Below are 25918 nucleotides of genomic sequence, written 5' to 3'. Positions count from 1 at the left end.
TCCATGGACGTGGAACTTCCCGAACTCCCCTTCGCCCTCCGCACATACGGCCCCGAGGGCAACTGGTCCTACGAGGACGGCATCCTCACCGGCTGGGCCGGACCCCGGCAGGACCGTTTCGTCCCGCCCACCGGGGAGGCGCTGGAGCCCGCCTCCGACGCGCCCCGGCTGCTGGGCTGGCCCGAAGGGGACTTCCAGCTGATCGCCCGGGTCACCGTCGGCTTCGCGGCGGCCTTCGACGCGGGGGTGTTCTACGTCCATGTCGGCGAGCACGCCTGGGCCAAGCTCTGCCTGGAGAACTCCCCGGACGTGCCCACCGTCTGCACGGTGGTCACCCGGGGACACTCCGACGACGCCAACTCCTTCACGGTGGACGGCAGTTCGGTGTGGCTGCGGGTCAGCCGCACCGGGCGTGCCTTCGCCTTCCACGCCTCCCGCGACGGCCGGCGCTGGACCTTCGTCCGCCTGTTCACCCTGGGCAGCGAGAAGGAGACGGACGCGGCCCTGGTCGGCTTCATGACGCAGTCGCCGATGGGGGAGGGGTGCGTGGTGACGTACGACCACATCGAGTTCCGGCCCAACTGGCCTAGCGACCTGCGAGACGGAAGCTGAGCCCGAAGGTCACCAGCAGCAGGGCCGCGCCGACGGCCAGGCTCAACCGCATGCCGTCGACGAAACCGCCGGAGACCAGCGTCCCGAAGACGGCGATCCCCAGCCCGCCCGCCACCTGCCGCGCCGAGTTGAGCACCCCCGCCGCGAGTCCGGCCCGCTCCGCCGGTACGGCGTCCATCATCGCGGCGGTCAGGGGCGGCACCGTCAGCGCGCACCCGAGCGCCAGCGGCACGAGCAGCACGGCCGTCAGGGCGGACGACGTCCCGGCGTCGACGTACAGCAGCACGAGCAGTCCCACGACGGCCAGGGCCTGCCCGATCAGCATCGGCAGCCTCGCCCCGTACCGTCCCGCGAGCTTGCCCGCGACCACGTTCGTCACCGCGATCAGGCCCGTCATCGGCAGGAACGCCAGCCCGGCGCGCAGCGCGGACAGGCCCTGGACCTGCTGGAAGAAGAGCGAGAAGACGAACACCACGCTGTAGAAGGCCACGCTCACCGCCGCGCCCGCCGCCACCGCCACGGCCACCGTCCGATTGCGGAAGAGACCGAGCGGGACGACCGGGTGCGGGCTGCGCGCCTCCACCCGGAAGAAGACCACGGCCGCCACGACGGCCACCGCGAGGGCCGCCCACCCCGCGGTGCCGCCCTCGATCACCGCGAAGGTCAGGCCCGTGAGCGCCACCACCGCCGTCGCCTGCCCCGGCAGGTCCAGCGGCGCCGGGCGGCGTTCGGAGCGCGGGGCCCGGACGAGCAGCGCCAGGATCAACGCGCCCACCGGCAGATTGACGAAGAAGATCCCACGCCAGTCCCACACCGTGGTCAGCAGGCCACCCGCCACCGGACCCAGCGCCACCGCCGCCGAACCGCCCGCCGCCCAGGCGGCCACCGCACGCGCCCGCCGCGCCGGTTCCGGATACGCCTGCCGCACCAGCGCCAACGAGGCCGGAAGCACCACGGCGGCCGCCACGCCCTGCACCACCCGCGCCCCGATCAGGGACGGCAGGTTCGGCGCCAGCCCGCAGACCGCCGAGGCGAGGGTGAACACGGCGGTCCCCAGCGCGAACGCACGGCTCGCCCCGGCCCGGTCCGCGAAGGCCCCGGTGGACAGCATCAGCGCGGCGAAGGCCAGCGTGTACGCGTCCACCACCCACTGGAGCCCCGACATCCCGACGCCGAGGGTGGAGCCGATCGCGGGCAGGGCCACGTTCACCACGGACGCGTCGAGACAGATCAGCGCGAAGCCGAGGAGCGCGGCGGTGAGAGTGAGCGCGGGGGAGGACCTCTTGGCTGCCAAGTCGCGCCCGGCAAGGGGGAGTTGTCCGCTCCCGAGGATCTGGTCGGTAGACATGCCTCCATGCTGCGGATCTCCGTCGGCGTACAGTAGTGACCTGAATGCCATGCATCCGGAGGTTCTGGCCATGTCCGAGCGGCTCGCCCCGCACCGCATCGCCGTGATCGCGCCCTCGCCGGTCTCGATGTTCAACCTGGCCATCCCCGAGCTGCTGTTCGGCAAGGTAGAGCTGGCCGGACGGCCGGGTTACGAGGTGGTCATCTGCGCCGCCGAACCGGGACCCGTGCCCACCAGCGGCGGGCTCGACCTGTACGTGCGGCACGGGCTGGAGGCCGTGCGGGAGGCCGACACCGTGGTCGTCGCCGGCACCGGGGCGCCCTACGAGCCGGACCCGCGGATCGTGGCCGCGGTGCGCGAGGCGGCCGAGGCCGGGAAGCGGATCGCGTCCCTGTGCACGGGCGCCTTCCAGCTCGCCGAGGCGGGCCTGCTGGAGGGGCGGCGGGCCACGACGTACTGGGCGCACGCCGAGGCGCTGCGCGCCCGCTACCCGGGCGTCGACCTCCAGGGAGACGTCCTCTACGTCCAGGACGGCCCCTACGTCACGGCGTCCGGCTACGCCGCCGGGATCGACCTCTGCCTGCACGTCATCCGCACCGACTACGGCGCCGCCGTCGCCAACGAGGTCGCCCGGCTCGCCCTGGTCGCACCGGTCCGCCCGGGCGGCCAGACCCAGTTCACGCACACCCCGCTGCCGCCCGAGCGCGGCACGGCCTGCGCCGACACCCGGGGCTGGGCCATGCGCAACCTCGACAAGCCGCTCACCCTCGCCGACCTGGCCCGCCACGCGGGCGTCTCGGTGCGCACGCTCACCCGCCGCTTCCACGCGGAGAGCGGCGTGAGCCCCCTCCAGTGGCTCCTCCACCAGCGCATCGAGCGTGCCAAGGAACTCCTGGAGACCACCACCCTCCCCATGGACCAACTGGCCCGCGCCTGCGGCCTGGGCACCGCCGACTCCCTGCGCGCCCACGTGGTCCGCCGCACGGGCCTGACCCCGAGCGCCTACCGGGCCCAGTTCAGCCGCCTGGGAACCGTGGGCGAGGCGGACTCGTCCTCGGCTGCATGATCGAAGCGAACCGAACCGTCGACTCCCTGGTGATCAGAACGGCCCTGCCCGCCGAGGCGGCCGCCGTGGCCGAGCTGCACCTGCGGGCCCGGGCGACCTACTACCCGGACGGCCTCCCGGACGACGGCCTCGACTGGCCCGCCCTGTGGCGTGAGGCCATCGAGCGCCCCGACGGGCACGTCCTGTGCGCCGTCCGCGACTCCCGCCTGATCGGGATCGCCTCCTTCCGCACCCCGCCGGACACCTCCGCGGAAACGGTCAAGCTCTTCCAGTTCCACGTCGACCCCGACCGCTGGCGCGGCGGAGTCGGTACGGCCCTGCACGCCGCCTGTGTCGAGCAGTGGCGGGCCGACGGCCGGCGCACCGCCGTACTCGACGTGCATGCCGGCAACGAGCGCGCCCAGGCCTTCTACGCCCGCCAGGGCTGGGTGCCGGACCCGGAGAACCCGCCCGCCGAGGACGACCATCACCTGTACCTGAGGTACTCCGTGGCCGGGGAATGATCGCGGCTGCTTGAACGTTCACGCTTCTGGCGGAGGGTGCCTCCGTAACCGTACGAGGTGGAGTGGACATGAAGGTCGAGATCTGGTCGGACATCGCGTGCCCCTGGTGCTACGTGGGCAAGGCCCGCTTCGAGCAGGCGCTGGAGGCCTTCCCGCACCGCGACCAGGTCGAGGTCGTGCACCGCTCCTTCGAGCTGGACCCCGGCCGCGCCAAGGGCGACGTCCAGCCCGTGATCAGCATGCTCACCAAGAAGTACGGCATGAGCGCCGCCCAGGCCGAGGCCGGCGAGGACAACCTCGGCGCGCAGGCCGCCGCGATCGGCCTGGAGTACCGCACCCGCGGCCGCGACCACGGCAACACCTTCGACATGCACCGCCTGCTGCACTTCGCCAAGGAGCGGGGCCGCCAGGACGAGCTGATCCAGCTCCTCTACAAGGCCAACTTCGCCGAGGAGCGCTCCCTGTTCACCGAGGGCGACGAGCGGCTCGTGGAGATCGCCGTCGCCGCCGGGCTGGACGCGGACGACGCCCGCAAGGTCCTCGCCGACCCCACCGCCTACGCCGACGAGGTCCGCGCCGACGAGCGCGAGGCCGCTCAGCTCGGCGCCAACGGCGTGCCCTTCTTCGTCCTCGACCGCAAGTACGGCGTCTCCGGCGCCCAGCCCGCCGAGGTCTTCGAGCAGGCGCTGACCCAGGCCTGGGGCGAGCGCTCCCCGCTCCAGCTGCTCGACCAGGGCGACGCGGACGCCTGCGGCCCGGACGGATGCGCCGTACCGCAGAAGTAAAAGCGCAGGTCGGGGCCGATCCATAAGGATCGCTTAGCGAATCCACGTAAAAATCGGCAATGGACTACGAGTTCTCCCGGGCCCACAGTGGACCCATGGAGACCGTGGAGAACGTGGAGACCTTCGAGAACCTCGTCCGAGCCGAGTTCGCCCCCAGGAACACCTACCTCAACACCGCGAGCACCGGGCTGCTGCCCGCCCGCACCGTCGCCGCCATGCGGACCGCCGTCGAGGCGGCGGCCGCGGGCGCGCCGACCGACATGTTCGGGGACGTCGAGGCGAGCCGCGCCTGCTTCGCGCGGCTCGCCGGCGTACCGGCGTCGCGCGTGGCGGCGGGTGCCTCGGTCGCCGTCTACAGCGGCCTGATCGCCGCCTCCCTGCCCGAGGGCGCCGAAGTCCTCACCGCCGAGGGCGACTTCAGCTCCGTGGTGAACCCCTTCCACGTCCGCACCGACCTCAAGGTGCGCACCGTCCCCCTGGAGCGCGTCGCCGAGTCCGTGCGCCCCGGCACCGCCCTGGTCGCGGTCAGCGCCGCCCAGTCCGCCGACGGCAGGGTCGCCGACCTGCCCGCGATCCGGGCCGCGGCGCGCGAGCACGGGGCGCGTACGTACATCGACGCGTCCCAGGCCGCCGGCTGGCTGGACTTCGACGCGGACGCGTACGACTACTCCGCCTGCGTCGCCTTCAAGTGGCTCGTCTCGCCGCGGGGCGTGGCCTTCCTGGTCGTCCCGGCGGACCTCGGCCGGCTCACTCCGCTGTTCGCGGGCTGGGTGGCGGGGGAGCATCCCTGGGACGCCTGCTACGGCCCGATCGCCGAACTCGCCCGTTCCGCACGCCGGTTCGACGAGAGCCCCGCCCTGTTCTCCTACGCCGGTGCCCGCCGCTCCCTCGAACTCCTGGAGGAGCTCGGCGTGGACGCCGTACGCGCCCACGACCTGGAGCTCGCCGACCGCTTCCGCGCCGGGCTCGCGACCCTGGGCCACGAGCCCGTCCCGGCGCCGGGCTCACCGATCGTCTCCGTGCCCCAACTCGGCCACCGTCAGGGCGAGTTGAGCGAGGCCGGAGTCCAGGTGTCCGACCGCGCGGGCAACCTCCGCGCCGCCTTCCACCTCTACAACACACCGTCCGATGTCGATCGCCTGCTGGACGTGCTGTCTTCCTGAACCACTGGCGCGGGCCCCGCCGGGACGCTAGGAAAGGCACCAGGGGTGGTGGTGCCGGTGGAGTCCACGGGCGATACGTCCGTCCAGCTTCCCGTCGACGCGGAGCTGCACAGGCGGCTCGTGTACGGGGACGAGTCCGCGCTGGCCGAGGCGTACACGGCATACGGCGAGCTGGTGCGGCGCGTCGCCGTGCGGGTCACCCGCAGTCCGGGCGCCGCCGAGGACGTGGCGCAGGAGGTCTTCGCCCAGCTGTGGAGCCGGCCCTACGCCTTCGACGCGCGCCGTGGCTCGCTGCGCACCTGGCTGTCCATGCTGGCCCACCGGCGGGCCGTGGACTGGGTGCGCAGCGAGGCCCGGCACCGCAAGGACGCCCGCGCCGACGACTCCGCGCTGCACGCCATCCCGGACGCGGCGCCCGGCCCCGACGAGACGGTCGTCGACCGCGAACGCTCCCTCCTGCTGCACACCGCCCTCGCCGAACTCCCGCAGACCCAGCGGGAAGTGATCCACCTCGCCTACTTCGCCGGCCGCACCTACCGCCAGGCCGCCGTGGAACTCGGCATTCCAGAGGGCACGGCCAAGACCAGGCTCCGCACTGCCTTACGCACCTTGGCCGAGTCTTTGGCCGACCCGCCCGATCCCGCGCTGGAAAGGGGCGCATGATGGCGAGAAGGCGCATGGGAGGCTGTTTCCCGACGGAACGGGCGGAAGGAGGCGCGCGATGACCGACGACCACGACGGCGTACGCGACCTGCTGGCCGCCTGGGCCTTCGGCGCCCTGCCCCCCGCGGAACAGAGGGCGGTCCCACGCCACCTGGCCCGCTGCGAGAGCTGCGCGGCGGAGGCGGAGCAACTGCGGGAGACGGTACGGCTGTTGGACGGGCCGCCGAGGGCTGGACGGGCCGAGGGCACGGTGCCCGCCGGTGGTACGCCCCGTGCCCTGACTGCCGCCCTGCGCGCCCGCCCCGGCGCCGCCCGGGTCGCCCCGCACGCCGCCGCCTACGCCGCCTCGGTCGCCGGGCTCCAGGCGCTGCTGCCCGAGGCCGAGGGGCGGTGGTCCACGCCGGTGGTGCACGACTGGGACGTGCACGCCACCGTCGCCCATCTGCTGGCCGCCGACGAGCCGTTGGCCGGGCGGCTCGGTGTCGGGGCGCGGGTGCCGGACGCCGGGGAAGACGCGTCGGTGGACTGGACGGACGCCTGGAACCGGCGTACCGCCGAGGTCATCGCGCAGGAGCACGCCCGTACCCCCGAGGAGACCGTCGCCGACTGGGCCGCGCAGGCCGCCGCGCTGCTCGCCGCGCCCGAGGCCCGCGACCCCGAACCGGCCGCTCGCGCCACGACCTTGATGGGGGTACGGCTGCCCGTTGCCGACCACTTCGTGGTGCGGGCCTTCGAGGCGTGGATCCACACCGACGACATCGGCCGCGCCCTGGGCCTCGCCGTACCGCCACCGCCCGCCGAGCACCTGTGGCGGCTGGTCCGCCTCGCCGTCCGCATCCTCGGCCTGGCCCTCGGCCCCACCGCACCGCCGGTGCTGTTCGCGGTCACCGGCGGCGAGGAGTGGATACTCGGCTCCGAGGCCGAACCGGTACGCGCCGAACTCACCCTGGACCCGGTCGACTTCTGCCTCCTGGTCGGCGGCCGCCACACCCCCGCCGAGGTGCCGCGCCGCGCCGCGGGAGACCAGGGCGCGGTCAGGAACGTACTGGAGCGGGCGGCGTCACTGTCGTGGCTGTGAAGCCGGTGACGCCGCCCGCTCCGGGAGAGATCACCGTACGGGCGTGAAGTCCCGCGCCCCGATGAACTCCGGCCGCCGTACCGGAGCCGCGAACGGCTCCACGGCCTGGTTCTCCACGCTGTTGAACACGATGAAGACGTTGCTGCGCGGGAACGGCGTGATGTTGTCGCCGGACCCGTGCATGCAGTTGCAGTCGAACCAGGTCGCCGAACCGGCCTTGCCCGTGAAGAGCTTGATGCCGTACTCGCTCGCCATGGCCGTCAGCGCCTCGTCCGAGGGCGTGCCCGCGTCCTGCATCTGGAGCGACTTCTTGTAGTTGTCCTCGGGCGTGGCACCGGCGCAGCCCAGGAACGTCCGGTGCGAGCCCGGCATGATCATGAGCCCGCCGTTGGTGTCGTAATTCTCGGTCAGCGCGATCGAGACGGACACCGTGCGCATGTTGGGCAGGCCGTCCTCGGCGTGCCAGGTCTCGAAGTCCGAGTGCCAGTAGAAGCCGCTCGCCCCGAAACCGGGCTTGACGTTGATCCGCGACTGGTGGACGTACACGTCCGAGCCGAGGATCTGCCGGGCCCGCCCGACGACCCGCTCGTCGCGCACCAGGTTCGCGAACACCTCGCTGATCCGGTGCACCTCGAAGACGGAGCGGATCTCCTTGGACTTCGGCTCGACGATCGAGCGTTCGTCGGCGCGGATCGCCGGGTCGGTGACGAGCCGCTCCAACTCCCGCTGGTAGACGGCGACTTCGTCCGGGCCGATCAGCTGGTCGATGGCGAGGAAGCCGTCCCGCTCGAAGGACTGCAGGTCGGCGGTCGCGATCGGGCCCGGGGTGTCCGGAGAGCCCCAGACGACGGGGTCCTTGCGCGGGATCGACACCTCGGTGGCGCCGCGGCTCGGGTACAGGTCGGTGATCGTGGTCATGCTCAGACCTCCTCCGTCAGCAGGGGGTAGACACCGTTCTCGTCGTGGTCCTCCCGGCCGGTCACGGGCGGGTTGAAGACACAGATGCAGCGGAAGTCCTCCTTGATCCGCATCGTGTGCCGCTCGTGCCCGTCGAGGAGGTACATGGTGCCGGGCGTGATCGTGTACTTCCGCCCGGTCTCGTCGTCGGTCAGCTCGGCCTCGCCCTCGACGCAGACGACGGCCTCGATGTGGTTCGCGTACCACATCGACGTCTCCGTACCCGCGTACAGGATCGTCTCGTGCACGGAGAAGCCGACCTTCTCCTTGGCGAGGACGATGCGTTTGCTCTCCCAGGTGCCGGACGCGGCCTTCACATGCCGGTCGGTGCCCTCGATCTCCTTGAACGAACGGACGATCACGGTGCTGCTCTTCCTCCTCGGTGGATGGCGGTCAGGCGGTTTCGCGGACGGCCCGGGCGAGGACGCTGAGCCCCTCGTCGAGTTCGTCGGCCGTCACGGTCAGGGCCGGGAGGAGTTTGACGACCTCGCTCTCCGGGCCCGACGTCTCGATGAGGAGCCCGAGGTCGAAGGCGCGGCGCGCCACTCGCCCGGCCCGCTCCTTGTCGTGGAACTCCAGGCCCCACACGAGCCCGCGCCCGCGGTGCTCCTTGACCTCGGCGCGGTTCTCCTCGGCCACGGCGACGAGCGCCTGCTCGATCTGCTCGCCGCGCGCGCGGGTCTGCTTCTCCATCACGGAGCCGTCCGCCCAGTACGCCTCCAGGGCGGCGGTGGCCGTGACGAAGGCGGGGTTGTTCCCGCGGAAGGTGCCGTTGTGCTCGCCCGGCTCCCAGATGTCCAGCTCGGGCTTGAACAGGCAGAGGGACATGGGCAGTCCGTAGCCGCTGATGGACTTCGAGACGGTCACGATGTCGGGGGTGATGCCCGCCTCCTCGAACGAGAAGAAGGCACCGGTCCTTCCGCACCCCATCTGGATGTCGTCGACGATCAGCAGCATGTCCTGCCGCTCGCACAGCTCGGCCAGCGCCCGCAGCCACTCCGGCCGCGCCACGTTGATGCCGCCCTCGCCCTGCACGGTCTCGACGATCACCGCGGCCGGCTTGTTGAGCCCGGAGCCCTGGTCCTCGAGGAGCCGCTCGAACCACAGGAAGTCCTCGACCGTGCCGTCGAAGTAGTTGTCGAAGGGCATCGGCGTGCCGTGCACCAGCGGGATGCCGGCCCCGGCCCGCTTGAAGGCGTTGCCGGTCACCGCCAGCGAGCCGAGCGACATGCCGTGGAAGGCGTTGGTGAACGACACGATCGCCTCGCGCCCCTTCACCTTCCGGGCGAGCTTGAGCGCGGACTCCACGGCGTTCGTCCCCGTCGGGCCCGGGAACATGACCTTGTAGGGCAGGTCGCGGGGCCGCAGCACCAGGTCCTGGAAGGTCTGCAGGAAGGCCCGCTTGGCGGTGGTCGACATGTCGAGCCCGTGCGTGACGCCGTCCCGCTCCAGGTAGTCGATCAACGCCCGTTTCAGGACGGGGTTGTTGTGCCCGTAGTTGAGGGAGCCGGCCCCGGCGAAGAAGTCCAGGTACTCGTGGCCGTCCTCGTCGTACATGCGGCTGCCCTGCGCGCGGTCGAAGACGGTGGGCCAGCCTCGGCAGTAGCTGCGCACCTCGGACTCGAGGGTCTCGAAGACGCTGAGGTCGGGCTGGGTGATGGTCACGACGAATCGCTCCTCTTTGGGTGCGTGGGGGGTCAGAGGGAGAGGGGACCGATGCGGTACAGGACTTCGGGGTCGTGCGGCCCGTCGGGGAACAGGCGCGTGTCGAACAGCACCTCGCGCTCCACCCCGGCGCCGTGCCGCGCGGCGAAGGAGGTGAACAGGCGTTCGGAGCCGGTGTTGCCGGGCGTGATGGTGGTCTCGACGGCGGTGATCCGGTGCTCGCCGGAGGTCCGCGCGACCAGCCCGTCGAGGAGCGCGGCCGCGACACCCCGGCCCCGGTACGCCTCGTCCACCGCCACCTGCCAGACGAGCAGGGTGCGCGGGCGGTCCGGCCGTACGTAACCGGTGACGAAGCCGACCGGCTGCCCATGGCCGTCACGCGCCACGGCCGAGGTGGCCGCGAAGTCGCGACACCAGAGCAGATAGCTGTACGACGAGTTCAGGTCGAGTGCCTTCGAGTCCCGGGCGATCCGCCACAGCGAGGCACCGTCCGTCACCGACGGACGGTCGATTTCAAGTTCTGCTGACGTGTCTGCTTGAGCGGCAGTCATGCGAATTGAACTTACCGAGGGAAATTCAAAAATGCATGGCTGAATGGGGTTACGTGTGCGGGGTGCATGTGTTATCACGCGGGCGCGAGCAGGGGTGTGGCAGGGGCGCGAAATGGCCCGCTCTGTCCGGTAAATACCGTACAAAACGGGCCTGATGTGTAACGCGTCACAGGCGTGTAACCCTCACGAGATCTGCCCGAATTACCCCCCTCGGCGTTCGCGGAATCTTTGCGTTTAGGACGGGGAAAAGCGGGCAGAAGAAGACGGGAAGCTGCTCCGGAAAAGGATACTCGAATAAAGCCAGCAATAGGTCGGAATTCAGGCTCCGGTCACTCCGTCGATACGCTCGCGCAGGATATCCGCGTGGCCGTTGTGCCGGGCGTACTCCTCGATCAGGTGAATGAGCACCCACCGGAAGCTGACCTCCACACCGGCCATCGGCCCCTCGGGGATCCGCCCCGTGTGCTCCAGCGACAGCCCACCACACAGCTCCCGCCCCCGCGCGACCTCCCGGCGCCACACGTCCAGCGCCTCGTCGAGCCCACGCCCGGGATCCAGCCCGTACCCGCTCTCGTTCTCCGCCCCGTACACCGGCGGCACGTCCAGCCTGGCCACCGTGCGCTGGAACCAGTTCCGCTCGACCTCCGCGAGGTGCTGCACGAGTCCGAGCAGCGTGAGTTCCGACGGCTCGGCCACGGCGGCCCGCACCTGGGCGTCGTCCAGATCCCTGACCTTGAGCTCCAGCGTGGCCCGATGGAAGTCGAGCCAGCTGTCGAGCATGGCGCGCTCGTCACCGGAGAAGTGGGGGATGGGACGGCCGTCGGGAAGTGTCGGAGTGGTCATGGGCCGAGCATGTCATCGGTCGATTCGTTTATCAGCCCGTCCGGCGTTTGAGGACGAGGCCCCTTCAGGGCCGACGGGGGTCTGGGGGCGCAGCCCCCAGGAACCTCAGCCACCCACCACCGCAAGCGCCCCACCCAGCGCCGCCAGACACGCCTCCACAACCTCCACCCGCGCATCGATCCCGTAGTGGTTGACCCGGATCATCTCCTTGGCCAACGCACCCCCACCCGCGGCCAGCGGCAGCGCGGGGTCCCGTTCCAACGCCCGAGCCACCAACTCCGACGCCACAACCCCGGAAGGGGCCCGCAAGGTCGTCGCGACCGGCGCCGCCTCCCGGGCCTCGTACACATACGGTTCGAGCCCCACCCCCGGCGCCCCCGCCCGCGCAGCCTCCGCCGCGGCCCGGTGCCGGCCCATCACCGCCTCAAGACCCACCGTCTCGATCCGCTCCACGCACGCCTCCAGCGCCAGCATCTCCAGCTGCGCCGGCGCGTGCAGCAGCGCCTTGCGGCCGCCGTCGACCCACCGCTCCTTCCAGTCCAGCAGCGAGAGGTACGACCTCCTCGGCGCCCGCGGATTCGCCGCCATCCGCGCCCACGCCCGCGAGCTCACGGACACCGCCGACACCCCGGCCGGCCCGCCCATCGCCTTCTGCGCCCCGATCACGCACAGGTCCACACCCCACGCGTCCGGCAGCACCGGCTCGGCCCCGATCGAGGCCACGGCGTCCAGGTAGAAGAGCGCGCCGTGCTCCCGTACGACCTCCCCGATCTCCGCGACGGGGTTGGTGTTCCCGGTCGCCGCCTCCGCGTGGACGAGCGACACGAAGTCGATCTCCGGGTGCTCGGCGAAGGCCTCCCGGACCTGCTCCGCGGTCACCGCCGTGTGGAACGGCACCGACAGGTCGATCACCGTCGCCCCGCAGTCCCGCAGCCAGTTCCCGAAGGTCTGCCCGTACGGCCCGGTGATGACGTTCAGCGCGGTATTGCCGGGACCGGCCGTCCCCCGGATCGCCCCCTCCAGCGGCAGCAGCGCCTCGCCCTGCATGATCACGACGTCCTGCCGGGTGTCCAGCAAACGGGCGACCCGGTCCTCGATCTCGGCGAAACGGGCGGCGCTCAGCGGGGCCAGGTCAAGGAACGGGTGTGTCACGGCGGTGCCTTCTCCTCGGTCATGGGGTACAGGTGTCGAGAGTAACCGGCACCCCACATCCATCCCTGCCGGTGACTGCGCACTCCCGCCCCACCGGAGGTCCCCGTGTACACCGTCCCCGGCCGCAGAAACCACGCCCTGCCCCGCGCCCTGGCCGCCACCACCGTCACGGCCGGGCTGCTGCTCGTGGCCGCCTGCACCTCCAGCGACAGCGGAGGCAGCGGCAGCAAGACCGCCGCCGGAGGGGTCGAGCTGGTCAAGGCCGGACAGCTCACCACCTGCACGCACCTGCCGTACCCGCCGTTCCAGTCGGAGATCGACGGCAAGGTGCAGGGCTTCGACGTCTCGCTGATCGACCTGGTGGCCAAGGACCTCGGGGTGAAGCAGCAGATCCTCGACACGCCCTTCGAGAACTTCAAGACCGGCGCCTTCCTCAACTCCGGCGAGTGCGACCTGGCCGCGGCCGGCATGACCATCACCGCCGAGCGCAAGAAGAACGTCGACTTCTCCGACCCGTACTTCGACGCCACCCAGGCCCTGCTCGTCGACAAGAAGAGCGGCATCACCTCGCTCGCCGACGCCAAGGCCAAGAAGGTCAAGCTCGGCGCCCAGGCGCAGACCACCGGCGAGGACTACGCCAAGAGCCAGGGCTTCGACCCCGTCTCCTTCGAGTCCTCCGACGCGGTCCTCAACGGCCTGCGCACCGGCCAGGTCAAGGCCGTGATCATCGACTACCCGGTGGTCCAGGGCTGGCTGAAGGACAAGGCCAACGCGGACGCCTTCAAGCTCGCCGACAACATCAACACCGGTGAGCAGTACGGCTTCACGGTCAAGAAGGGCAACACGAAACTCCTCGCCGCCATCAACAAGGCCATCAAGGACGCGAAGGCCGACGGGACGTACAAGAAGCTGTACGAGAAGTGGATCGGCCCGTACGACGAGTCCGCGGCCTCTCCCTCTGCCTCATGACCGCGGCCGACGCACAACTCCAGCCCCGCAAGAAGGGCCTGACCCGACGTCAGAAGCGCAGCCTGTCACGGGGTGTGCAGTACGTCGTCTTCGTCGCCGCCGTGATCGCCTTCGCGGTCGGCGCCGACTGGGGGCGGCTGAAGAACCAGTTCGCGCAGTGGTCCATCGCCAAGCAGATGTTCCCGGACGTCATCACCATGGCGCTGAAGAACACCGTGCTGTACACGCTGTCCGGCTTCGTCGTGGGCCTGGCGCTCGGCATGGTGATCGCGCTGATGCGGCTGTCGTCGGTGGGCCCCTACCGCTGGCTGGCCGGTGTCTACATCGAGATCTTCCGCGGTCTGCCCGCCCTGCTGATCTTCATCTTCATCGGCGTCGCCGTCCCGCTGGCCTTCCCCGGCACGGAGATCGTCGGCGGCACCTACGGCAAGGTGGCCCTGGCGCTCGGTCTGGTGGCCGCCGCCTACATGGCCGAGACGATCCGCGCGGGCATCCAGGCGGTCCCCAAGGGCCAGATGGAGGCGGCCCGTTCACTGGGCTTCTCGCCCGCCCGCGCGATGGTCTCGATCATCATCCCGCAGGCGTTCCGGATCATCCTCCCGCCCCTGACCAACGAGTTGGTGCTCCTGTTCAAGGACTCCTCCCTCGTACTGTTCCTGGGCGTCACCCTGGAGGAGCGCGAACTGTCCAAGTACGGCCGCGACCTGGCCAGTACGACCGCCAACTCCACGCCGATCCTGGTCGCCGGCCTGTGCTACCTGCTGGTGACCATCCCGCTCGGCTTCGTCGTGCGCCGTATGGAGGCGAAGGCCCAGGAGGCCGTGAGATGAGCCCTGACACGAGCCGGCCGGAGATCGAAGTGCGGGGCCTGCACAAGTCCTTCGGCGACAACGAGGTGCTGCGCGGCATCGACCTGGAGATCGGCCAGGGCGAGGTCGTGTGCGTCATCGGCCCGTCCGGCTCGGGCAAGTCCACGCTGCTGCGCTGCGTGAACCTCCTCGAAGAGCCCACCAAGGGCCAGGTCTTCGTCGGCGGCACCGAACTCACCGACCCCGATGTCGACATCGACGCCGTACGCCGCCGTATCGGCATGGTCTTCCAGCAGTTCAACCTCTTCCCGCACCTGACGGTGACCGAGAACCTCACACTGCCGCAGCGCCGGGTCCTCAAGCGGGACAAGGCGAAGGCGGCACGGGTGGCCGCCGAGAACCTGGAGCGCGTGGGCCTGGCCGAGAAGGCCGACGCCTACCCCGCCTCCCTCTCCGGCGGCCAGCAGCAACGGGTGGCGATCGCGCGCTCCCTCTCGATGGGCCCCGAGGTGATGCTCTTCGACGAGCCGACCTCGGCACTCGACCCGGAGCTGGTGGGGGACGTGCTGGCGGTGATGCGGATGCTGGCGAACGAGGGCATGACGATGATGGTCGTCACGCACGAGATGACGTTCGCGCGCGAGGTCGCCGACCGGGTCGTGTTCATGGACGGCGGGGTCGTCGTCGAGGACGGCTCCCCGGCCCGGGTCATCGGCAACCCCGCCCACGAACGCACCCGCCACTTCCTGTCCCGGCTGCTCGACCCGGCGATGGCGGAGGTGGAGGAGGTGGAGGCGGACGAGACCTGACCCGGGCGCCCGGATCGAGCAGGGACCGCCCGTCGTCCTAGGCTGACGCCATGAGCGATCAGGCGGTGCTGCACGTGAAGGGCCGGGTCCTCGTGGGACCCGAGGACATCCGCGACGAGCTGTGGGTGGTGGGCGGCCGTGTCTCCTACGACCGCCCCGCCGGCGCCCGGGACATCCGTACCGTCGAGGGCTGGACCCTCCCCGGCCTGGTCGACGCCCACTGCCATGTCGGCCTCGGCCCGCACGGCCCGGTCGACCAGGACGTCGCCGAGAAGCAGGCCCTCACCGACCGGGACGCCGGCACCCTCCTCATCCGCGACGCCGGCTCCCCGTCGGACACCCGCTGGATCGACGACCGCGAGGACCTCCCGAAGATCATCAGGGCGGGCCGGCACATCGCCCGCACCCGCCGCTACATGCGCGGCTACGCGCACGAGATCGAGCCGGAGGATCTCGTCGCGTACGTCGCCCGGGAGGCGACCCGGGGCGACGGCTGGGTCAAGCTGGTCGGCGACTGGATCGACCGCGACCTCGGCGACCTCGCCCCGAGCTGGCCGCGCGGCGCGGTCGAGGCGGCGATCGCGGAGGCGCACCGGCTCGGCGCCCGCGTCACCGCCCACTGCTTCGCCGAGAACTCCCTCCAGGACCTGGTCGAGGCGGGCATCGACTGCATCGAGCACGCCACCGGCCTCACCGACGACCTGATCCCGCTGTTCGCCGAGCGCGGCGTCGCGATCGTCCCGACCCTCGTGAACATCGCGACCTTCCCGCAGCTCGCGGCGGGCGGCGAGAGCAGGTTCCCGCGCTGGTCGGCGCACATGCGGCGCCTGCACGAGCGTCGCTACGACACCGTGCGGGGCGCCTACGACGCCGGCATCCCGGTGTACGTCGGCACCGACGCCGGCGGCCACCTGGCCCACGGCCTGGTGGCGGCCGAGGTGGCGGAACTGGTCACCGCCGGCATCCCCGCCCTGGAGGCCCTGTCGGCGACGACATGGGGTGCGCGCGAGTGGCTCGGACGGCCGGGCCTGGAGGAGGGCGCGCCGGCCGACCTGGTCGTCTACGAGAGCGATCCGCGGGCCGACGTACGGGTGTTGGCGGCTCCACGGCGGGTAGTGCTCAACGGACGGGTCGTCGACTAGCCGACGCCCTGCACACCGCCCTGTGCGCCACCGCGGCGCGGACTGTGGAACAGGCGGCGATATCGCGGTGAAAGAGTGGAACAGCCGTGCCGGGCGATTCGAAAACGTGCGCGTAGAACGCACGATGGGGTGAACTGGCGCTGTAACGCCATCAGTTCACCCCTCATACGCAATTCTTGTCGGGTCCCGAGCAAGTCTCCTCTGAGGGGTCCCCACCTTGAACGGCAAGAACTTCCGTATGCCCGCACGCCGTCTCGCCACCGTCGCGACGGCCACGGCCCTGGCCGCAGGTCCCGCGGCCCTGGCCGCCGCGGGCACCGCGCACGCGACGACCGACCAGGGCCGCGCGAGCGCCGTCGTCCTGCGCACCGGGCTCGACGTGTCGCTGCTCAACAAGACCGTGAACGTCCCGCTCGCGGTCTCGCTCAACCAGGTCGAGGCGCCGCGGAGCGCCGAGAAGACCGCGCTCACCGCCACGCTGGACGGCGTGGACGGCGGAAAGCCCTTCAACGTGCTGGACGCGGAGGTGGCGACGGCGAAGGCGACCGCGACCGCCACGAAGGCCGAGGGCTACACCAACCTGGCCCACGCGCGGCTGCACGTCCCCGGCCTGCCGCTCCTCTCCCTCATCGAGGTCGGCCAGGTCACCTCCAAGGCGACCTGTGAGGCGGGCAAGGAGCCGGTCGCCACCTCCAACCTGCTCGGCGCGGTCACCGTGCTCGGCAAGAAGGTCACGGTGACGACCGGCGGCACGACCGACGTCAAGGTGCCGGGCGTCGGCGAGGTCCGCCTCGACCTGTCGAAGACCGAGACCACCTCGCGTACGGCCGCCGCGACCGCCCTCCAACTCACCGTCTCCGTCAACCCGTTGAAGCTCAACGTGGCCGAGGTCGAGGGCACCCTGACCCTCGCGAAGGCCAGCTGCGAGTCTCCGGCGGTGGCCGCCTCCCAGCCCGGCGCGGATCCGAGCGCGGACCCGTCCGAGTCGCCCGCCGGTGACGTCAAGGCGCAGGGGGCGCCCGCCGAGGAGGCGGGCCTGGCCGAGACCGGAGGCAGCTCGATGACGCCGTATCTCGCGGGTGGGGCCGTCGCCCTGCTCGTGGCCGGCGGGGGCGCGGTCGTACTGGCGCGGCGGCGGGGCTGAGACCGCGTGGGGCCCCGGGTCACTTCTCGGCGTCGGCGGTGCCGAAGACTCTCAGCTCGTACGTGCCCGACGTGGAGTAGGGGCCCTTCAGAAGGCTGGTCGCCGTGGGGCCCGAGCGCAGCAGCGGGCTCATGATGGGCACCTTGGACTTGGCGTACACCTTGTCCACCCGGGGCTTCATACCGTCGAGCCAGGTCGCCGCGGCCTTCGGGTCGGCGCCCGGGAAGTCGAGGCCGGTGCAGGCGCGCAGGAACTCCTCGTACCTGGGGGCGTTCCCGGTCGTCGTGCACTCAAGCGACTTGAGGTCGCCGGAGAGGTCCCAGAAGGCCGCCACCGTCAGCTCGCCGTCCTTCGTCGGGTGTCCTTCGCCCAGGACGCGCCGGACCGTGGCGCCGGCACCGGTGAGCGTTTCCCGCTTCTTGAGCGTGATGTCCCAGTCGGCCGCGAGCCGCTTGAGGAAGCTCTGCCCGGTGTAGCCCTTCACGATGACGGAAGTCGGCACGCTCACGGGGAAGTTCGGCGGAGGCCCGGGGGTCGTCGGCCAGTCGTCGATGCTCGTGGGGCGGGCCGACGGACCGGCGGCCACCGGGGAGGCGCCGGGCGAGGCCTGAGCGGTGGAGGTCGCGCCCGGCGAGGCGGACGATCCGGTGCTGTCGGTGTCATGACCGGACGAACAGCCGGTCAGGGACAGCGCGGTGAGGGCGAGTACGGCGGTGGCGTACCGGCGGCGGACGGTCGGGAGGCGCATGGGGGGCTCCGTCGGGAAGCGGGACGTGTCGCTGTGCGGACGGCGGTGCGGGTCGGGATCAGGTGCCGTCGAAGCAGATGCCGTCGACGGGTGCCGCGGACGGCTGGAAGACCACCGCGTCGTAGGCGACGTCCAGATCGCCGCTCTGGCTCGGGAAGGAGGTGTTGTCGGCCTGCATGTAGCCGTCCGATGACACCGAGCCACCGGAGAGCAGGGTCTCGCTGCCGCCGAGCTGCGGCACGTAGAAGAGACTCACGTACTGGCGGTACAGACTTCCGTCGGTGGTGTCGAGCGTGACCTTCGCCCAGGAGGCGTCGCAGGCGGGCGAGCGGAAGAACTTGACGCTGATCGACGTCCCCTGGTCGTACTCGTCGAGCAGCAGCGCGTCCCCGTCACATCCTTCGGTGACCGGACTCAGACCCGTGCAGTCGGCCCCGTCGCAGCCGACCGCCGACGCGGTCTGCGGGACGGAGCGGAGTAAATGTCTTCGCCAGAGCATGATCAACCCTTTGCGCAGAGGAAACCGGTTGAATCCCTGCAGCGGGCGGCGGCACGCCAAGTCTCCGGAGATCACGCGCTTTCCCGCCCCCGTGCGTGATCAAGTGACCATCAAGGGGCAGCACTTACTGTGAAGTGCCTGTGTACTTGCTTTGCTCGCGGGAATCCCCCGCTCATCCCTGCGCCAGCGTCACCGCCTGGTCGAGCGCCTGGAGGAAACGGTTCACCGTCCCCCGGTCCCGCACCGCGATCCGCAGCCACTCCTCGTCCAGGCCCGGGAACGTGTCGCCGCGCCGCACCGCGAACCCCAGGTCGCGCAGGTGCCTGCGCACGGCCGCGGCCCGGGGCAGCCGTATGAGCACGAAGGGGCCCTCGGCGGGCTCGGTCAGGCGCAGCCCGTCCGAGGCGAACTCACTGAGCCCCGCGACCAGATGGGCCCGGTCCGCGGCGATGCGGTGTGCCGCGTGGCCGGCCTCGGCCTGCGCCCGAGCGCCCATGCAGGCCTCGGCGGCGGCCAGCGCCGGCGTGGACACCGGCCACAGCGGCTGGGCCCGCTCCAGTTCGGCGACGGTCTCCGGGGCGGCGAGGACGTAACCGATCCGCAGCCCGGCCAGGCCCCACGTCTTCGTCAGGCTGCGCAGCACGACGAGACCGGGCACGTCCCGCCGCCCGGCCAGCGCCTCCCGCTCGCCCGGCACGGCGTCCATGAAGGCCTCGTCGACCACCAACGTCCGCCCAGGTCTCGCCAGTCGGGCGATCGACCCGGCCGGGTGCAGCACGGACGTCGGGTTCGTCGGGTTGCCGATCACCACCAGGTCCGCGTCCTCGGGGACGGCCGCGGCATCGAGCCGGAAACCGTTCTCCGCCCGCAGCAGCACCCGCTCCACCGCGTGCCCGGCGTCCCGCAGCGCGGCCTCCGGCTCGGTGAACTGCGGGTGCACGACGACCGCCTGACGGACCTTCAGGGCCCGTGCGAGCAGGACGAAGGCCTCGGCGGCCCCCGCCGTCAGCAGCACCCGCTCCGCTTCGAGCCCGTGCCGTGCCGCCACCGCGGCCCGGGCGGCGCGCCCGTCGGGATACGCGGCGAGCCCGCCCAGCGAGCGGGCGAGGTGCTCGCGCAGCCAGGCCGGGGGAGTGTCCGCGCGGACGTTCACGGCCAGGTCGACCAGCGTGGAACCCTCGTCGCGCGTCTCGGAGTCGCCGTGGTGCCGCAGATCGTGCTCAGTGTGCATGGGCGTGACCGCCGTGGTGGTGGTGCCCGTGGTGGTGGCCGTCGTCGTCCGGGTGGAAGTGCGGCTGCTGCGGCAGTCCGACCTTGTCCTCGAACCCGGGCAGCGCGATCCGGTACACGCACGAGTCGCAGTTCATCCGCAGATCACCGCGCACCGCCTCCTCGTACCGCTCCACCACCAGATCGAGCAGCTCCGGCTCCGGCCCGATGACCTCCGCGGACCGCACCTCGACGTCCGGGTGCGCGGCCGCCCACCCCTCGGTCTGCTGCTTCACCCGGTCCGGCAGGATGCCGGTGAAGAGGAAGTAGGGGAGTACGACGATCCGCCGCGCCCCCAGCTTCGCGCACCGGTCGAGCCCGCTCGGCACGTCCGGCGCCGCGAGCGACACGAACGCCGTCTCCACGCCCGCGTAACCGCGCCCCTCCCACAGCAGCCGCGCCGCCTTGTGCACCTCGGCGTTCGCGTCGGGGTCGGTCGACCCGCGCCCCACCAGCAGCACGGTCACGTCGGCCCGGTCCTCGGGCGTACGGGCCGTGCCGCCCAGCGCCTCGTCCAGCCGCCGCTCCAGCACCGCGAGCAGCGACGGATGCGGCCCCAGCGGACGCCCGTAGGTGTACGAGATCCCCGGGTGCCGTTCCTTCTCGCGGGCCAGCGCCGCCGGGATGTCGCCCTTGGCGTGCCCGGCGGACACCAGCATCAGCGGCACGGCGGCGAAACGGCGTACGCCCCGGGCCACCATTCCGGCGACGGCGTCGCCCAGCGGCGGCGGGGAGAGCTCGATGAAGCCGCCCGCGACGGGCACGTCGGACAGCCGGAGCTGCAGCTGCCGTACGAAGTCGCGGAACGCCTCGGCTCCGGCCTCGTCCCGGGTGCCGTGGCCGGCGATGAGCAGGGCGGGCGGGGTGGTCACGATTTCTCCTCGGACGGTGAAGTGGGGTGGTACAGCAGGGCGTTGAGCGCGGCAGCGGCGACCGCCGAGCCGCCCTTCTCGGACACGTTGCTCACGGCGGGCAGCCCGCTCTCGCGCAACGCGGCCTTGGACTCGACCGCGCCGACGAAGCCGACGGGCAGGCCGATGACGAGCGCGGGGGAGGCGTCGAGGGTCAGCAACTCCTCCAGCGCGGTGGGGGCGTTGCCGATCACCCACAGGGCGCCGGGCCCGACCTGCTCGTAGGCGAGCCGTATCGCGTGCGCCGAACGGGTCAGCCCGGCCTCGGCCCTGGCGTCCCGCAGCCGGCAGACGGTCTCGCGCCGGGTGATCCCGGCCCCGACCATCTCCACGTCGACCACGACGGGCGCACCGGCGTGCAGCGCGGCATGCGCCGTCGCCAACTCGCCCTCGTCCATGACGAGATCGCTCGCGTACTCCAGATCGGCCGCGGAGTGGATGACCCGTTCCACGACCGCCCGGGTCAGCGGCGGAAAGCGCGAGGTGTCGAGCCGGGCGCGCAGCCGCCGGTACGACTCCTGCTCGATCGGGTGGACGACACGGTTCACTTGGCGCCCTCCTCCGACGTCTGCCAGCGATAGCCGCGCGGGGTCACCATGCGCCCCGCGATCTCGCGGGTCGCCGTGTTGCCCACGGTCACCACCGTCATCATGTCGACCGTCGCCGGATCCAGCGAGGCCAACGTCGTCAGCCGACTGGACTCGTCCGGCCGCGACGCGTTCCGCACGACCCCGACCGGCGTGCCCGGCTCCCGGTGTCCGGCCAGGATCGCGAGCGCCTTCGGCAACTGCCAGTCCCGGCCCCGGGAGCGGGGGTTGTAGAAGGTGACCACGAGGTCCGCCTCGGCCGCCGCGCGCACCCGCCGCTCGATGACCTCCCACGGCGTGTGCAGGTCCGAGAGGCTGATGGAGACGTGGTCGTGCCCGAGCGGCGCACCGAGGATCGCCCCGGCCGCGAGCGCGGCGGTCACACCGGGTACGCCGATCACGTCGATGTCGTCCGAGGCCTCGGCGAGCGCGGGGGACGCCATGGCGTACACCCCGGCGTCCCCGCTGCCGATGAGCGCGACGGCCTGCCCCTTGCGGGCCTCGGCGACGGCGGTCCGCGCCCGCTCCTCCTCGGCGCCGAGCCCGGACTCCAGGACCAGGGTGCCGGGACGCAGCAGATCGCGGATCTGGTCGACGTACTGGTCGAGCCCGACGAGTACGGAGGCGCGCCGGAGTTCGGCCGTGGCCCGCGGGGTCACGAGGTCCCGTGCGCCGGGCCCGAGCCCGACGACCGCGAGCCGCCCGCGCCCGGGCCGCCGTACGACGGCACAGGTCGCCATCGAGGCGTGCCCGTCCGCACGCGCCGACTTCCGCTTGGGGACCAGGAGTTCACCACCGCGCACGAGAGCGGCGGCCTCGGCGACGGAGGGGGTGCCGACGGCGGCGAGCGGCGCGTCGGAGGGGTTGGGCACCTCGACCTTCGCCAACTCCTCGGCGGAGTACGTGACAAGAGGAACACCGAGCCGCGCGGCGGCCTCGACGATCCCGGGTTCTGCGGCCTTGGCGTCGACGGTGGCGAGCTCGGCGAGGGACCTCGCCGACAGTCCGGCGTCGCGCAGGGCGCCCTCGACCAACTCCAGCACCTCGTCGACGGACGCGCCCTTGGAGGCGCCCACGCCGACGACGATGGACCGGGGCCGGAGCACGACCTCGTGCGGGGCGGGCTCGACGAGACGATCCGACACACGGATCACATACGAACCCTCGGCGGCTGCCCGGAGCGGCGGCAGCGGCCAGGCCGACTCGGCGTCGAGAGCCACCGGTTCACCGTCGAGCAGCGCCCGCGACACCCCGGCGACGTCCCCCTCCACCGGCATCCCGAGCGTGTCGAGGCCCGGCAAGCCCACCGCGTCCGTGGCCGTGGTCACCACCGGGGTCGCCCCCAGCAACTCCCCGACCTCACCGGCGAGTTCATTGGCCCCGCCCCCGTGTCCGCCGACCAGCGACACGGCGAACCGCCCGCCCTCGTCGACGCACACCACACCGGGGTCGGTCGCCTTGTCCGCCAGCAGCGGCGCCAGGAGCCGTACGACCGCCCCCGTGGCGAGGAAGCACACGAGCTGCTCGCACTCCGCGAACGCGGCCCGTACGGCGTCCCCCACGGGACCCTCGTACACACGCGTCCGCTCCGGCCACGCCGCGGCCAGCCGGTCGCGCGCAGCCGCCCCCGCCGCGGTGGCGGAAATGAGGCCGATCACTGAGCAACTCCTTCGTCGGATACGGGGGTTCGGTCGCCCCACAACAGGAAAACGGGATTGGTCGCGGCCAGCCGCGTCACGTCCCCCGGCAGGGGCGCGAGCCGCGACGACTGCAACAGCACGCCGTCGCAGGTGAATCCGGCATCGGCGAGCGCGGCACGGGCGGCCGGTACGCGGTCCAGCGCGGCCATGGCGACGACGACCGTCCGCCGGGCCCGCCGAGCGCACGCGGTGACGATCCCGGGCAGCTCGTGCCCGCCGCCGCCGATGAACACGGCGTCGGGGTCGGGGAGCCGGTCCAGCGCGCCGGGCGCCGAGCCGTGCACGGCGTCCACGTACACCCCGTGCGCGCGGGCGTTGGCGGTGATCCGCTCCACCCCGTCGGCGGCCTTCTCCACGGCGACGACGGCGGCCCCGAACCGCGCGCACTCCACGGCCACGGAACCGGACCCCGCGCCGACGTCCCACACCAGGTCCCCGAGCCGCGGCCCCAGCCGGGCCAGCGCCAGGGCCCGTACCTCGGACTTGGTGATCATCGAGTCGCGGTGCGCGAACTCGCTTTCTTCCAGGGCCCATCGGGAGGGGGCGGGAGCAGGCCCGGCAACCGTGCGCACGACACCGAGAGCCCGCGACTCGTCGAGACACAGCACGACACTGACCGCCGTACCCCAGTCCCGGGCCGCGGCCTCGGCGGGGCTGACCCATTCGACACGCTCGTCACCGGTACCCAGATCAGAGGCGACCACAAGGACGCGCCCAAGGGGCGCGGGGAACTGCGCGACCGGCCACGACGCTGCCGCACCCGCCCGACTGCATTCCTCGGCACCCCCTGTTGCGAGCGCAGCCCCCAACTCCGCAGGCCCCGCCCCCGGTCCCGTCAGCACCGCCACTTTCGCCCGCGCCCGGCACACGTTCACAGCCGTCCGCAGATCCCGCCCGTGCGCGCTCACCACGACCGCGTCGTCCCACGGCACCCCCACCCGCGCGAACGCGGCGGCGACGGAGGAGACACCGGGCCGTACATCCAGCGCCCCGGGCCCGAACCGCTCCGCCAGCACCCGCACGATCCCGAAGAACCCGGGATCACCGGAGGCCAGCACCACGACCCGGCCGTCCTTCTCCAGGTGCCGTTCGATGACGTCCAGCGCCGGCGCCAGCGGCCCGAGCACGACCTGCTCGGCCCCCTCCGGCACCGGGGCGGCCGTCAGATGCCGTCGGCCGCCCACGACGAGGCGGGCACCGGCCAGCACCCCGGCGGGAAGCGGCGCCCCCGTCCCCGTACCGACGACAGTGATCAGGCCACTCACGTACTGGCCCCTCGCTCGCGCAGCGCCCGACGGGCCTGAGGGTCGGCCTTGCGGTACCCGTGGAAGTGGCCGGGGTGGTAGAGGTGCGAACGCGTGCCCTCGGCGTCGAGCGCCGGGCCGACCAGGAACAGCGTGTGCTTCCAGAGCTTGTGCTCCTTGACCGTCTCCTCCAGCGTCCCGACCGTGCACCGCACGACCAGCTCCTCCGGCCAGGTCGCCTGGTAGGCGACGACGACCGGCGTGGACGTCGGATAGCCGCCCTCCAGCAGCTCCCGCACCAGCTGCCCGCTGCGCGCCGCGGACAGGAAGATCGCCATGGTCGTTCCGTGCTTGGCGAACTCCCGCACCTCCTCGCCCGGCGGCATCGGCGTCTTGCCGCCGCCGAGCCGGGTGAGGACCACGGACTGCGCGACCTCGGGAATGGTCAGCTCGCGCTGCGCGAGCGCGGCGACGGCGGAGAAGGCGGAGACACCGGGCACGACCTCCGTGGCGATTCCGATCCCCGCGCACCGGTCCAGCTGCTCCTGCGTACCGCCCCACAGGGCCGGGTCGCCGGAGTGGATGCGGGCGACCCGCAGGCCCTCCGCCCGCGCCCGCTCGTACACGGCCACCACGTCCTCCAGCGACATCGTCGCCGAGTCGAGGATCTCAGCACCCTCGCGCGCGTGTTCGAGGACCTTCGCCTGAACCAGGCTCGCGGCCCAGATCACCACGTCGGCCTCGGCGATGGCGCGCGCGGCACGGAACGTGAGAAGGTCGGCGGCGCCGGGGCCGGCACCGACGAAGGTCACCTTGCCGGTGGGGGCACCGGTCGAGACGGCGGCGTCGGCCATGGAATTCGGTCCTCTCGTGAACAAGTAGTACAAAAGCTCTTACGGGTGCTGCCGCCGTGGCCGTCCGATGTGCGCGAACGACGGTTGATCGGATAACAAGGCCCCATGGCGGTCTTCGTCGCGCTCGGCGCGTTCCTGATGACGCTGGCCGGCGGCTGGACGGCACAGCGCGTGACCGACCGTCGCCATCTCGTCCTGGGTCTGGCCGGTGGCCTGATGCTGGGCGTGGTCGGCCTGGATCTGCTGCCGGAGGCGCTGGAGGCGGCCGGCGAGGAGGTCTTCGGCGTACCCGCCGCCCTGCTGTTGTTCGTGGCCGGCTTCCTCCTCGCCCACCTGGTCGAACGCCTGCTCGCCGCCCGTCAGGCCGCGCACGGCGGCGAGGAGACCGAGGCCGACGGCCGGGCGCCCGAGGTGGGCCTGACGGCCGCGGCCGCGATGGTCGGCCACAGCGCGATGGACGGCGTGGCGATCGGCGCGGCCTTCCAGGTCGGCGGCGGCATGGGCACGGCCGTCGCCCTGGCCGTGGTCGCCCACGACTTCGCGGACGGCTTCAACACGTACACGATCACGAGCCTGTACGGGAACGCCCGCCGCAGGGCCCTGGCCATGCTGTTCGCGGACGCGGCGGCCCCCGTCGTGGGCGCCGCCTCCACGGCCTTCGTCACCATCCCCGAGGGCCTGCTCGGCGGCTATCTCGGCCTCTTCGGCGGCGTACTGCTCTACCTGGCCGCCGCCGAGATCCTCCCCGAGGCCCACCACGAACACCCCGCCCGCTCGACCCTGCTGTGCACGGTCGCCGGGGCGGCGTTCATCTGGCTGGTCGTCGGCCTGGCCGGCTGAGCTGCGA

At 72.0% G+C, this 25918-nt stretch carries 28 protein-coding genes; 13 read left to right on the top strand and 15 right to left on the bottom strand.

Annotation, left to right across the window (positions count from 1 at the left end; all coding sequences use genetic code 11):
- Positions 1 to 3: 3 nt before the first annotated feature.
- Positions 4 to 612 (top strand): DUF1349 domain-containing protein, encoded by a 609-nt coding sequence (locus tag MQP27_RS39310; protein ID WP_242774415.1) that lies wholly within the window; start codon positions 4 to 6, stop codon positions 610 to 612.
- Here MQP27_RS39310 and MQP27_RS39305 read toward each other — a convergent pair.
- Positions 587 to 1960, bottom strand: a complete 1374-nt coding sequence (locus MQP27_RS39305; protein ID WP_242774412.1) for an MFS transporter — start codon at positions 1958 to 1960, stop codon at positions 587 to 589. The genes MQP27_RS39310 and MQP27_RS39305 overlap by 26 nt on opposite strands.
- A 49-nt stretch (positions 1961 to 2009) precedes the next feature.
- Here MQP27_RS39305 and MQP27_RS39300 point away from each other — a divergent pair, with 49 nt between their 5' ends.
- The 6 genes from MQP27_RS39300 to MQP27_RS39275 all read left to right on the top strand — a co-directional run bounded on the left by MQP27_RS39300 (position 2010) and on the right by MQP27_RS39275 (position 7218).
- Positions 2010 to 3026, top strand: coding sequence for a GlxA family transcriptional regulator (locus MQP27_RS39300; RefSeq protein ID WP_242774410.1), 1017 nt, complete (start codon positions 2010 to 2012; stop codon positions 3024 to 3026).
- Entirely contained in the window at positions 3023 to 3529 is a 507-nt protein-coding gene (locus MQP27_RS39295) for a GNAT family N-acetyltransferase (RefSeq protein ID WP_242774408.1), read from the top strand. The genes MQP27_RS39300 and MQP27_RS39295 overlap by 4 nt, the downstream gene beginning before the upstream one ends.
- Positions 3530 to 3597: 68 nt before the next feature.
- The gene (locus tag MQP27_RS39290) at positions 3598 to 4314 is read left to right on the top strand and encodes a DsbA family oxidoreductase (protein WP_242774406.1); all 717 of its coding nucleotides are present in this window, start codon (positions 3598 to 3600) and stop codon (positions 4312 to 4314) included.
- Positions 4315 to 4373: 59 nt separating this feature from the next.
- Positions 4374 to 5477, top strand: coding sequence for an aminotransferase class V-fold PLP-dependent enzyme (locus MQP27_RS39285; RefSeq protein ID WP_242774404.1), 1104 nt, complete (start codon positions 4374 to 4376; stop codon positions 5475 to 5477).
- 45 nt (positions 5478 to 5522) lie between these two features.
- Positions 5523 to 6140: an RNA polymerase sigma factor gene (locus tag MQP27_RS39280; protein ID WP_242774402.1), complete on the top strand. Its 618-nt coding sequence runs from the start codon at positions 5523 to 5525 to the stop codon at positions 6138 to 6140.
- 58 nt (positions 6141 to 6198) lie between these two features.
- A complete protein-coding gene (locus MQP27_RS39275) occupies positions 6199 to 7218 on the top strand; it encodes a maleylpyruvate isomerase family mycothiol-dependent enzyme (RefSeq protein ID WP_242774399.1) in 1020 nt (339 codons plus the stop codon).
- A 30-nt stretch (positions 7219 to 7248) separates the two neighbouring features.
- Here MQP27_RS39275 and thpD read toward each other — a convergent pair whose 3' ends face one another.
- From thpD to MQP27_RS39245, 6 genes are all read right to left on the bottom strand, one after another.
- Positions 7249 to 8136: an ectoine hydroxylase gene (gene thpD / locus MQP27_RS39270; RefSeq protein WP_242774397.1), complete on the bottom strand. Its 888-nt coding sequence runs from the start codon at positions 8134 to 8136 to the stop codon at positions 7249 to 7251.
- A 2-nt stretch (positions 8137 to 8138) separates the two neighbouring features.
- Entirely contained in the window at positions 8139 to 8537 is a 399-nt protein-coding gene (locus tag MQP27_RS39265; protein WP_242774395.1) for an ectoine synthase, read from the bottom strand.
- A gap of 31 nt (positions 8538 to 8568) precedes the next feature.
- On the bottom strand, positions 8569 to 9840 hold the full coding sequence (gene ectB, locus MQP27_RS39260; protein ID WP_242774394.1) for a diaminobutyrate--2-oxoglutarate transaminase: 1272 nt from the start codon (positions 9838 to 9840) through the stop codon (positions 8569 to 8571).
- 32 nt (positions 9841 to 9872) lie between these two features.
- On the bottom strand, positions 9873 to 10391 hold the full coding sequence (gene ectA / locus MQP27_RS39255; RefSeq protein ID WP_242774393.1) for a diaminobutyrate acetyltransferase: 519 nt from the start codon (positions 10389 to 10391) through the stop codon (positions 9873 to 9875).
- 318 nt (positions 10392 to 10709) lie between these two features.
- The gene (locus MQP27_RS39250; RefSeq protein ID WP_242774392.1) at positions 10710 to 11234 is read right to left on the bottom strand and encodes a DinB family protein; all 525 of its coding nucleotides are present in this window, start codon (positions 11232 to 11234) and stop codon (positions 10710 to 10712) included.
- A gap of 105 nt (positions 11235 to 11339) precedes the next feature.
- The gene (locus tag MQP27_RS39245; RefSeq protein WP_242774391.1) at positions 11340 to 12386 is read right to left on the bottom strand and encodes a pyridoxal-phosphate-dependent aminotransferase family protein; all 1047 of its coding nucleotides are present in this window, start codon (positions 12384 to 12386) and stop codon (positions 11340 to 11342) included.
- Between the two features lie 105 nt (positions 12387 to 12491).
- Here MQP27_RS39245 and MQP27_RS39240 point away from each other — a divergent pair, with 105 nt between their 5' ends.
- The 5 genes from MQP27_RS39240 (at position 12492) to MQP27_RS39220 (ending at position 17259) form a co-directional block, all read left to right on the top strand.
- Positions 12492 to 13355 (top strand): transporter substrate-binding domain-containing protein, encoded by an 864-nt coding sequence (locus tag MQP27_RS39240; RefSeq protein ID WP_242774390.1) that lies wholly within the window; start codon positions 12492 to 12494, stop codon positions 13353 to 13355.
- Positions 13352 to 14185 carry an amino acid ABC transporter permease gene (locus MQP27_RS39235; RefSeq protein ID WP_242774389.1) on the top strand — a complete coding sequence of 278 codons (834 nt, stop codon included), beginning with the start codon at positions 13352 to 13354 and terminating at the stop codon, positions 14183 to 14185. The genes MQP27_RS39240 and MQP27_RS39235 overlap by 4 nt, the downstream gene beginning before the upstream one ends.
- The gene (locus tag MQP27_RS39230; protein WP_242774388.1) at positions 14182 to 14973 is read left to right on the top strand and encodes an amino acid ABC transporter ATP-binding protein; all 792 of its coding nucleotides are present in this window, start codon (positions 14182 to 14184) and stop codon (positions 14971 to 14973) included. The genes MQP27_RS39235 and MQP27_RS39230 overlap by 4 nt, the downstream gene beginning before the upstream one ends.
- 50 nt (positions 14974 to 15023) lie before the next feature.
- Positions 15024 to 16115 (top strand): amidohydrolase family protein, encoded by a 1092-nt coding sequence (locus tag MQP27_RS39225; RefSeq protein ID WP_242774386.1) that lies wholly within the window; start codon positions 15024 to 15026, stop codon positions 16113 to 16115.
- 217 nt (positions 16116 to 16332) lie between these two features.
- Positions 16333 to 17259, top strand: coding sequence for an SCO1860 family LAETG-anchored protein (locus tag MQP27_RS39220; RefSeq protein WP_242774384.1), 927 nt, complete (start codon positions 16333 to 16335; stop codon positions 17257 to 17259).
- 19 nt (positions 17260 to 17278) lie between these two features.
- Here the strand turns inward: MQP27_RS39220 and MQP27_RS39215 are convergent, their stop codons facing one another.
- From MQP27_RS39215 to cobM, 8 genes are all read right to left on the bottom strand, one after another.
- On the bottom strand, positions 17279 to 18007 hold the full coding sequence (locus MQP27_RS39215; protein ID WP_242774378.1) for a hypothetical protein: 729 nt from the start codon (positions 18005 to 18007) through the stop codon (positions 17279 to 17281).
- 58 nt (positions 18008 to 18065) lie between these two features.
- Complete coding sequence (locus MQP27_RS39210) at positions 18066 to 18506, bottom strand: DUF2690 domain-containing protein (protein ID WP_242774376.1); 441 nt, start codon at positions 18504 to 18506, stop codon at positions 18066 to 18068.
- A 172-nt stretch (positions 18507 to 18678) separates the two neighbouring features.
- Complete coding sequence (gene cobC / locus MQP27_RS39205) at positions 18679 to 19737, bottom strand: Rv2231c family histidinol phosphate aminotransferase CobC (protein ID WP_242774374.1); 1059 nt, start codon at positions 19735 to 19737, stop codon at positions 18679 to 18681.
- Entirely contained in the window at positions 19727 to 20650 is a 924-nt protein-coding gene (locus tag MQP27_RS39200; RefSeq protein ID WP_242774883.1) for a sirohydrochlorin chelatase, read from the bottom strand. The genes cobC and MQP27_RS39200 overlap by 11 nt, the downstream gene beginning before the upstream one ends.
- Positions 20644 to 21234, bottom strand: coding sequence for a precorrin-8X methylmutase (locus MQP27_RS39195; RefSeq protein ID WP_242774373.1), 591 nt, complete (start codon positions 21232 to 21234; stop codon positions 20644 to 20646). The genes MQP27_RS39200 and MQP27_RS39195 overlap by 7 nt, the downstream gene beginning before the upstream one ends.
- Complete coding sequence (gene cobJ, locus MQP27_RS39190) at positions 21231 to 22931, bottom strand: precorrin-3B C(17)-methyltransferase (protein ID WP_242774372.1); 1701 nt, start codon at positions 22929 to 22931, stop codon at positions 21231 to 21233. Before cobJ ends, MQP27_RS39195 begins: the two co-directional genes overlap by 4 nt.
- Positions 22928 to 24229, bottom strand: coding sequence for a precorrin-6y C5,15-methyltransferase (decarboxylating) subunit CbiE (gene cbiE, locus MQP27_RS39185; RefSeq protein ID WP_242774881.1), 1302 nt, complete (start codon positions 24227 to 24229; stop codon positions 22928 to 22930). The genes cobJ and cbiE overlap by 4 nt, the downstream gene beginning before the upstream one ends.
- A gap of 5 nt (positions 24230 to 24234) precedes the next feature.
- Positions 24235 to 25071 (bottom strand): precorrin-4 C(11)-methyltransferase, encoded by an 837-nt coding sequence (cobM, locus tag MQP27_RS39180; RefSeq protein ID WP_242774371.1) that lies wholly within the window; start codon positions 25069 to 25071, stop codon positions 24235 to 24237.
- A 105-nt stretch (positions 25072 to 25176) separates the two neighbouring features.
- On the opposite strand from cobM, the gene MQP27_RS39175 reads away from it, so the two are divergent.
- Complete coding sequence (locus MQP27_RS39175; protein ID WP_242774370.1) at positions 25177 to 25911, top strand: ZIP family metal transporter; 735 nt, start codon at positions 25177 to 25179, stop codon at positions 25909 to 25911.
- The last annotated feature ends 7 nt before the right edge of the window (positions 25912 to 25918 follow it).

The sequence above is a fragment of the Streptomyces cylindrosporus genome, assembly GCF_022698165.1.
Classification (GTDB): domain Bacteria; phylum Actinomycetota; class Actinomycetes; order Streptomycetales; family Streptomycetaceae; genus Streptomyces; species Streptomyces cylindrosporus.
The sequence above is the reverse complement of the archived record's forward strand: the minus strand, read 5'-3'. Positions and strand labels throughout refer to the sequence as shown.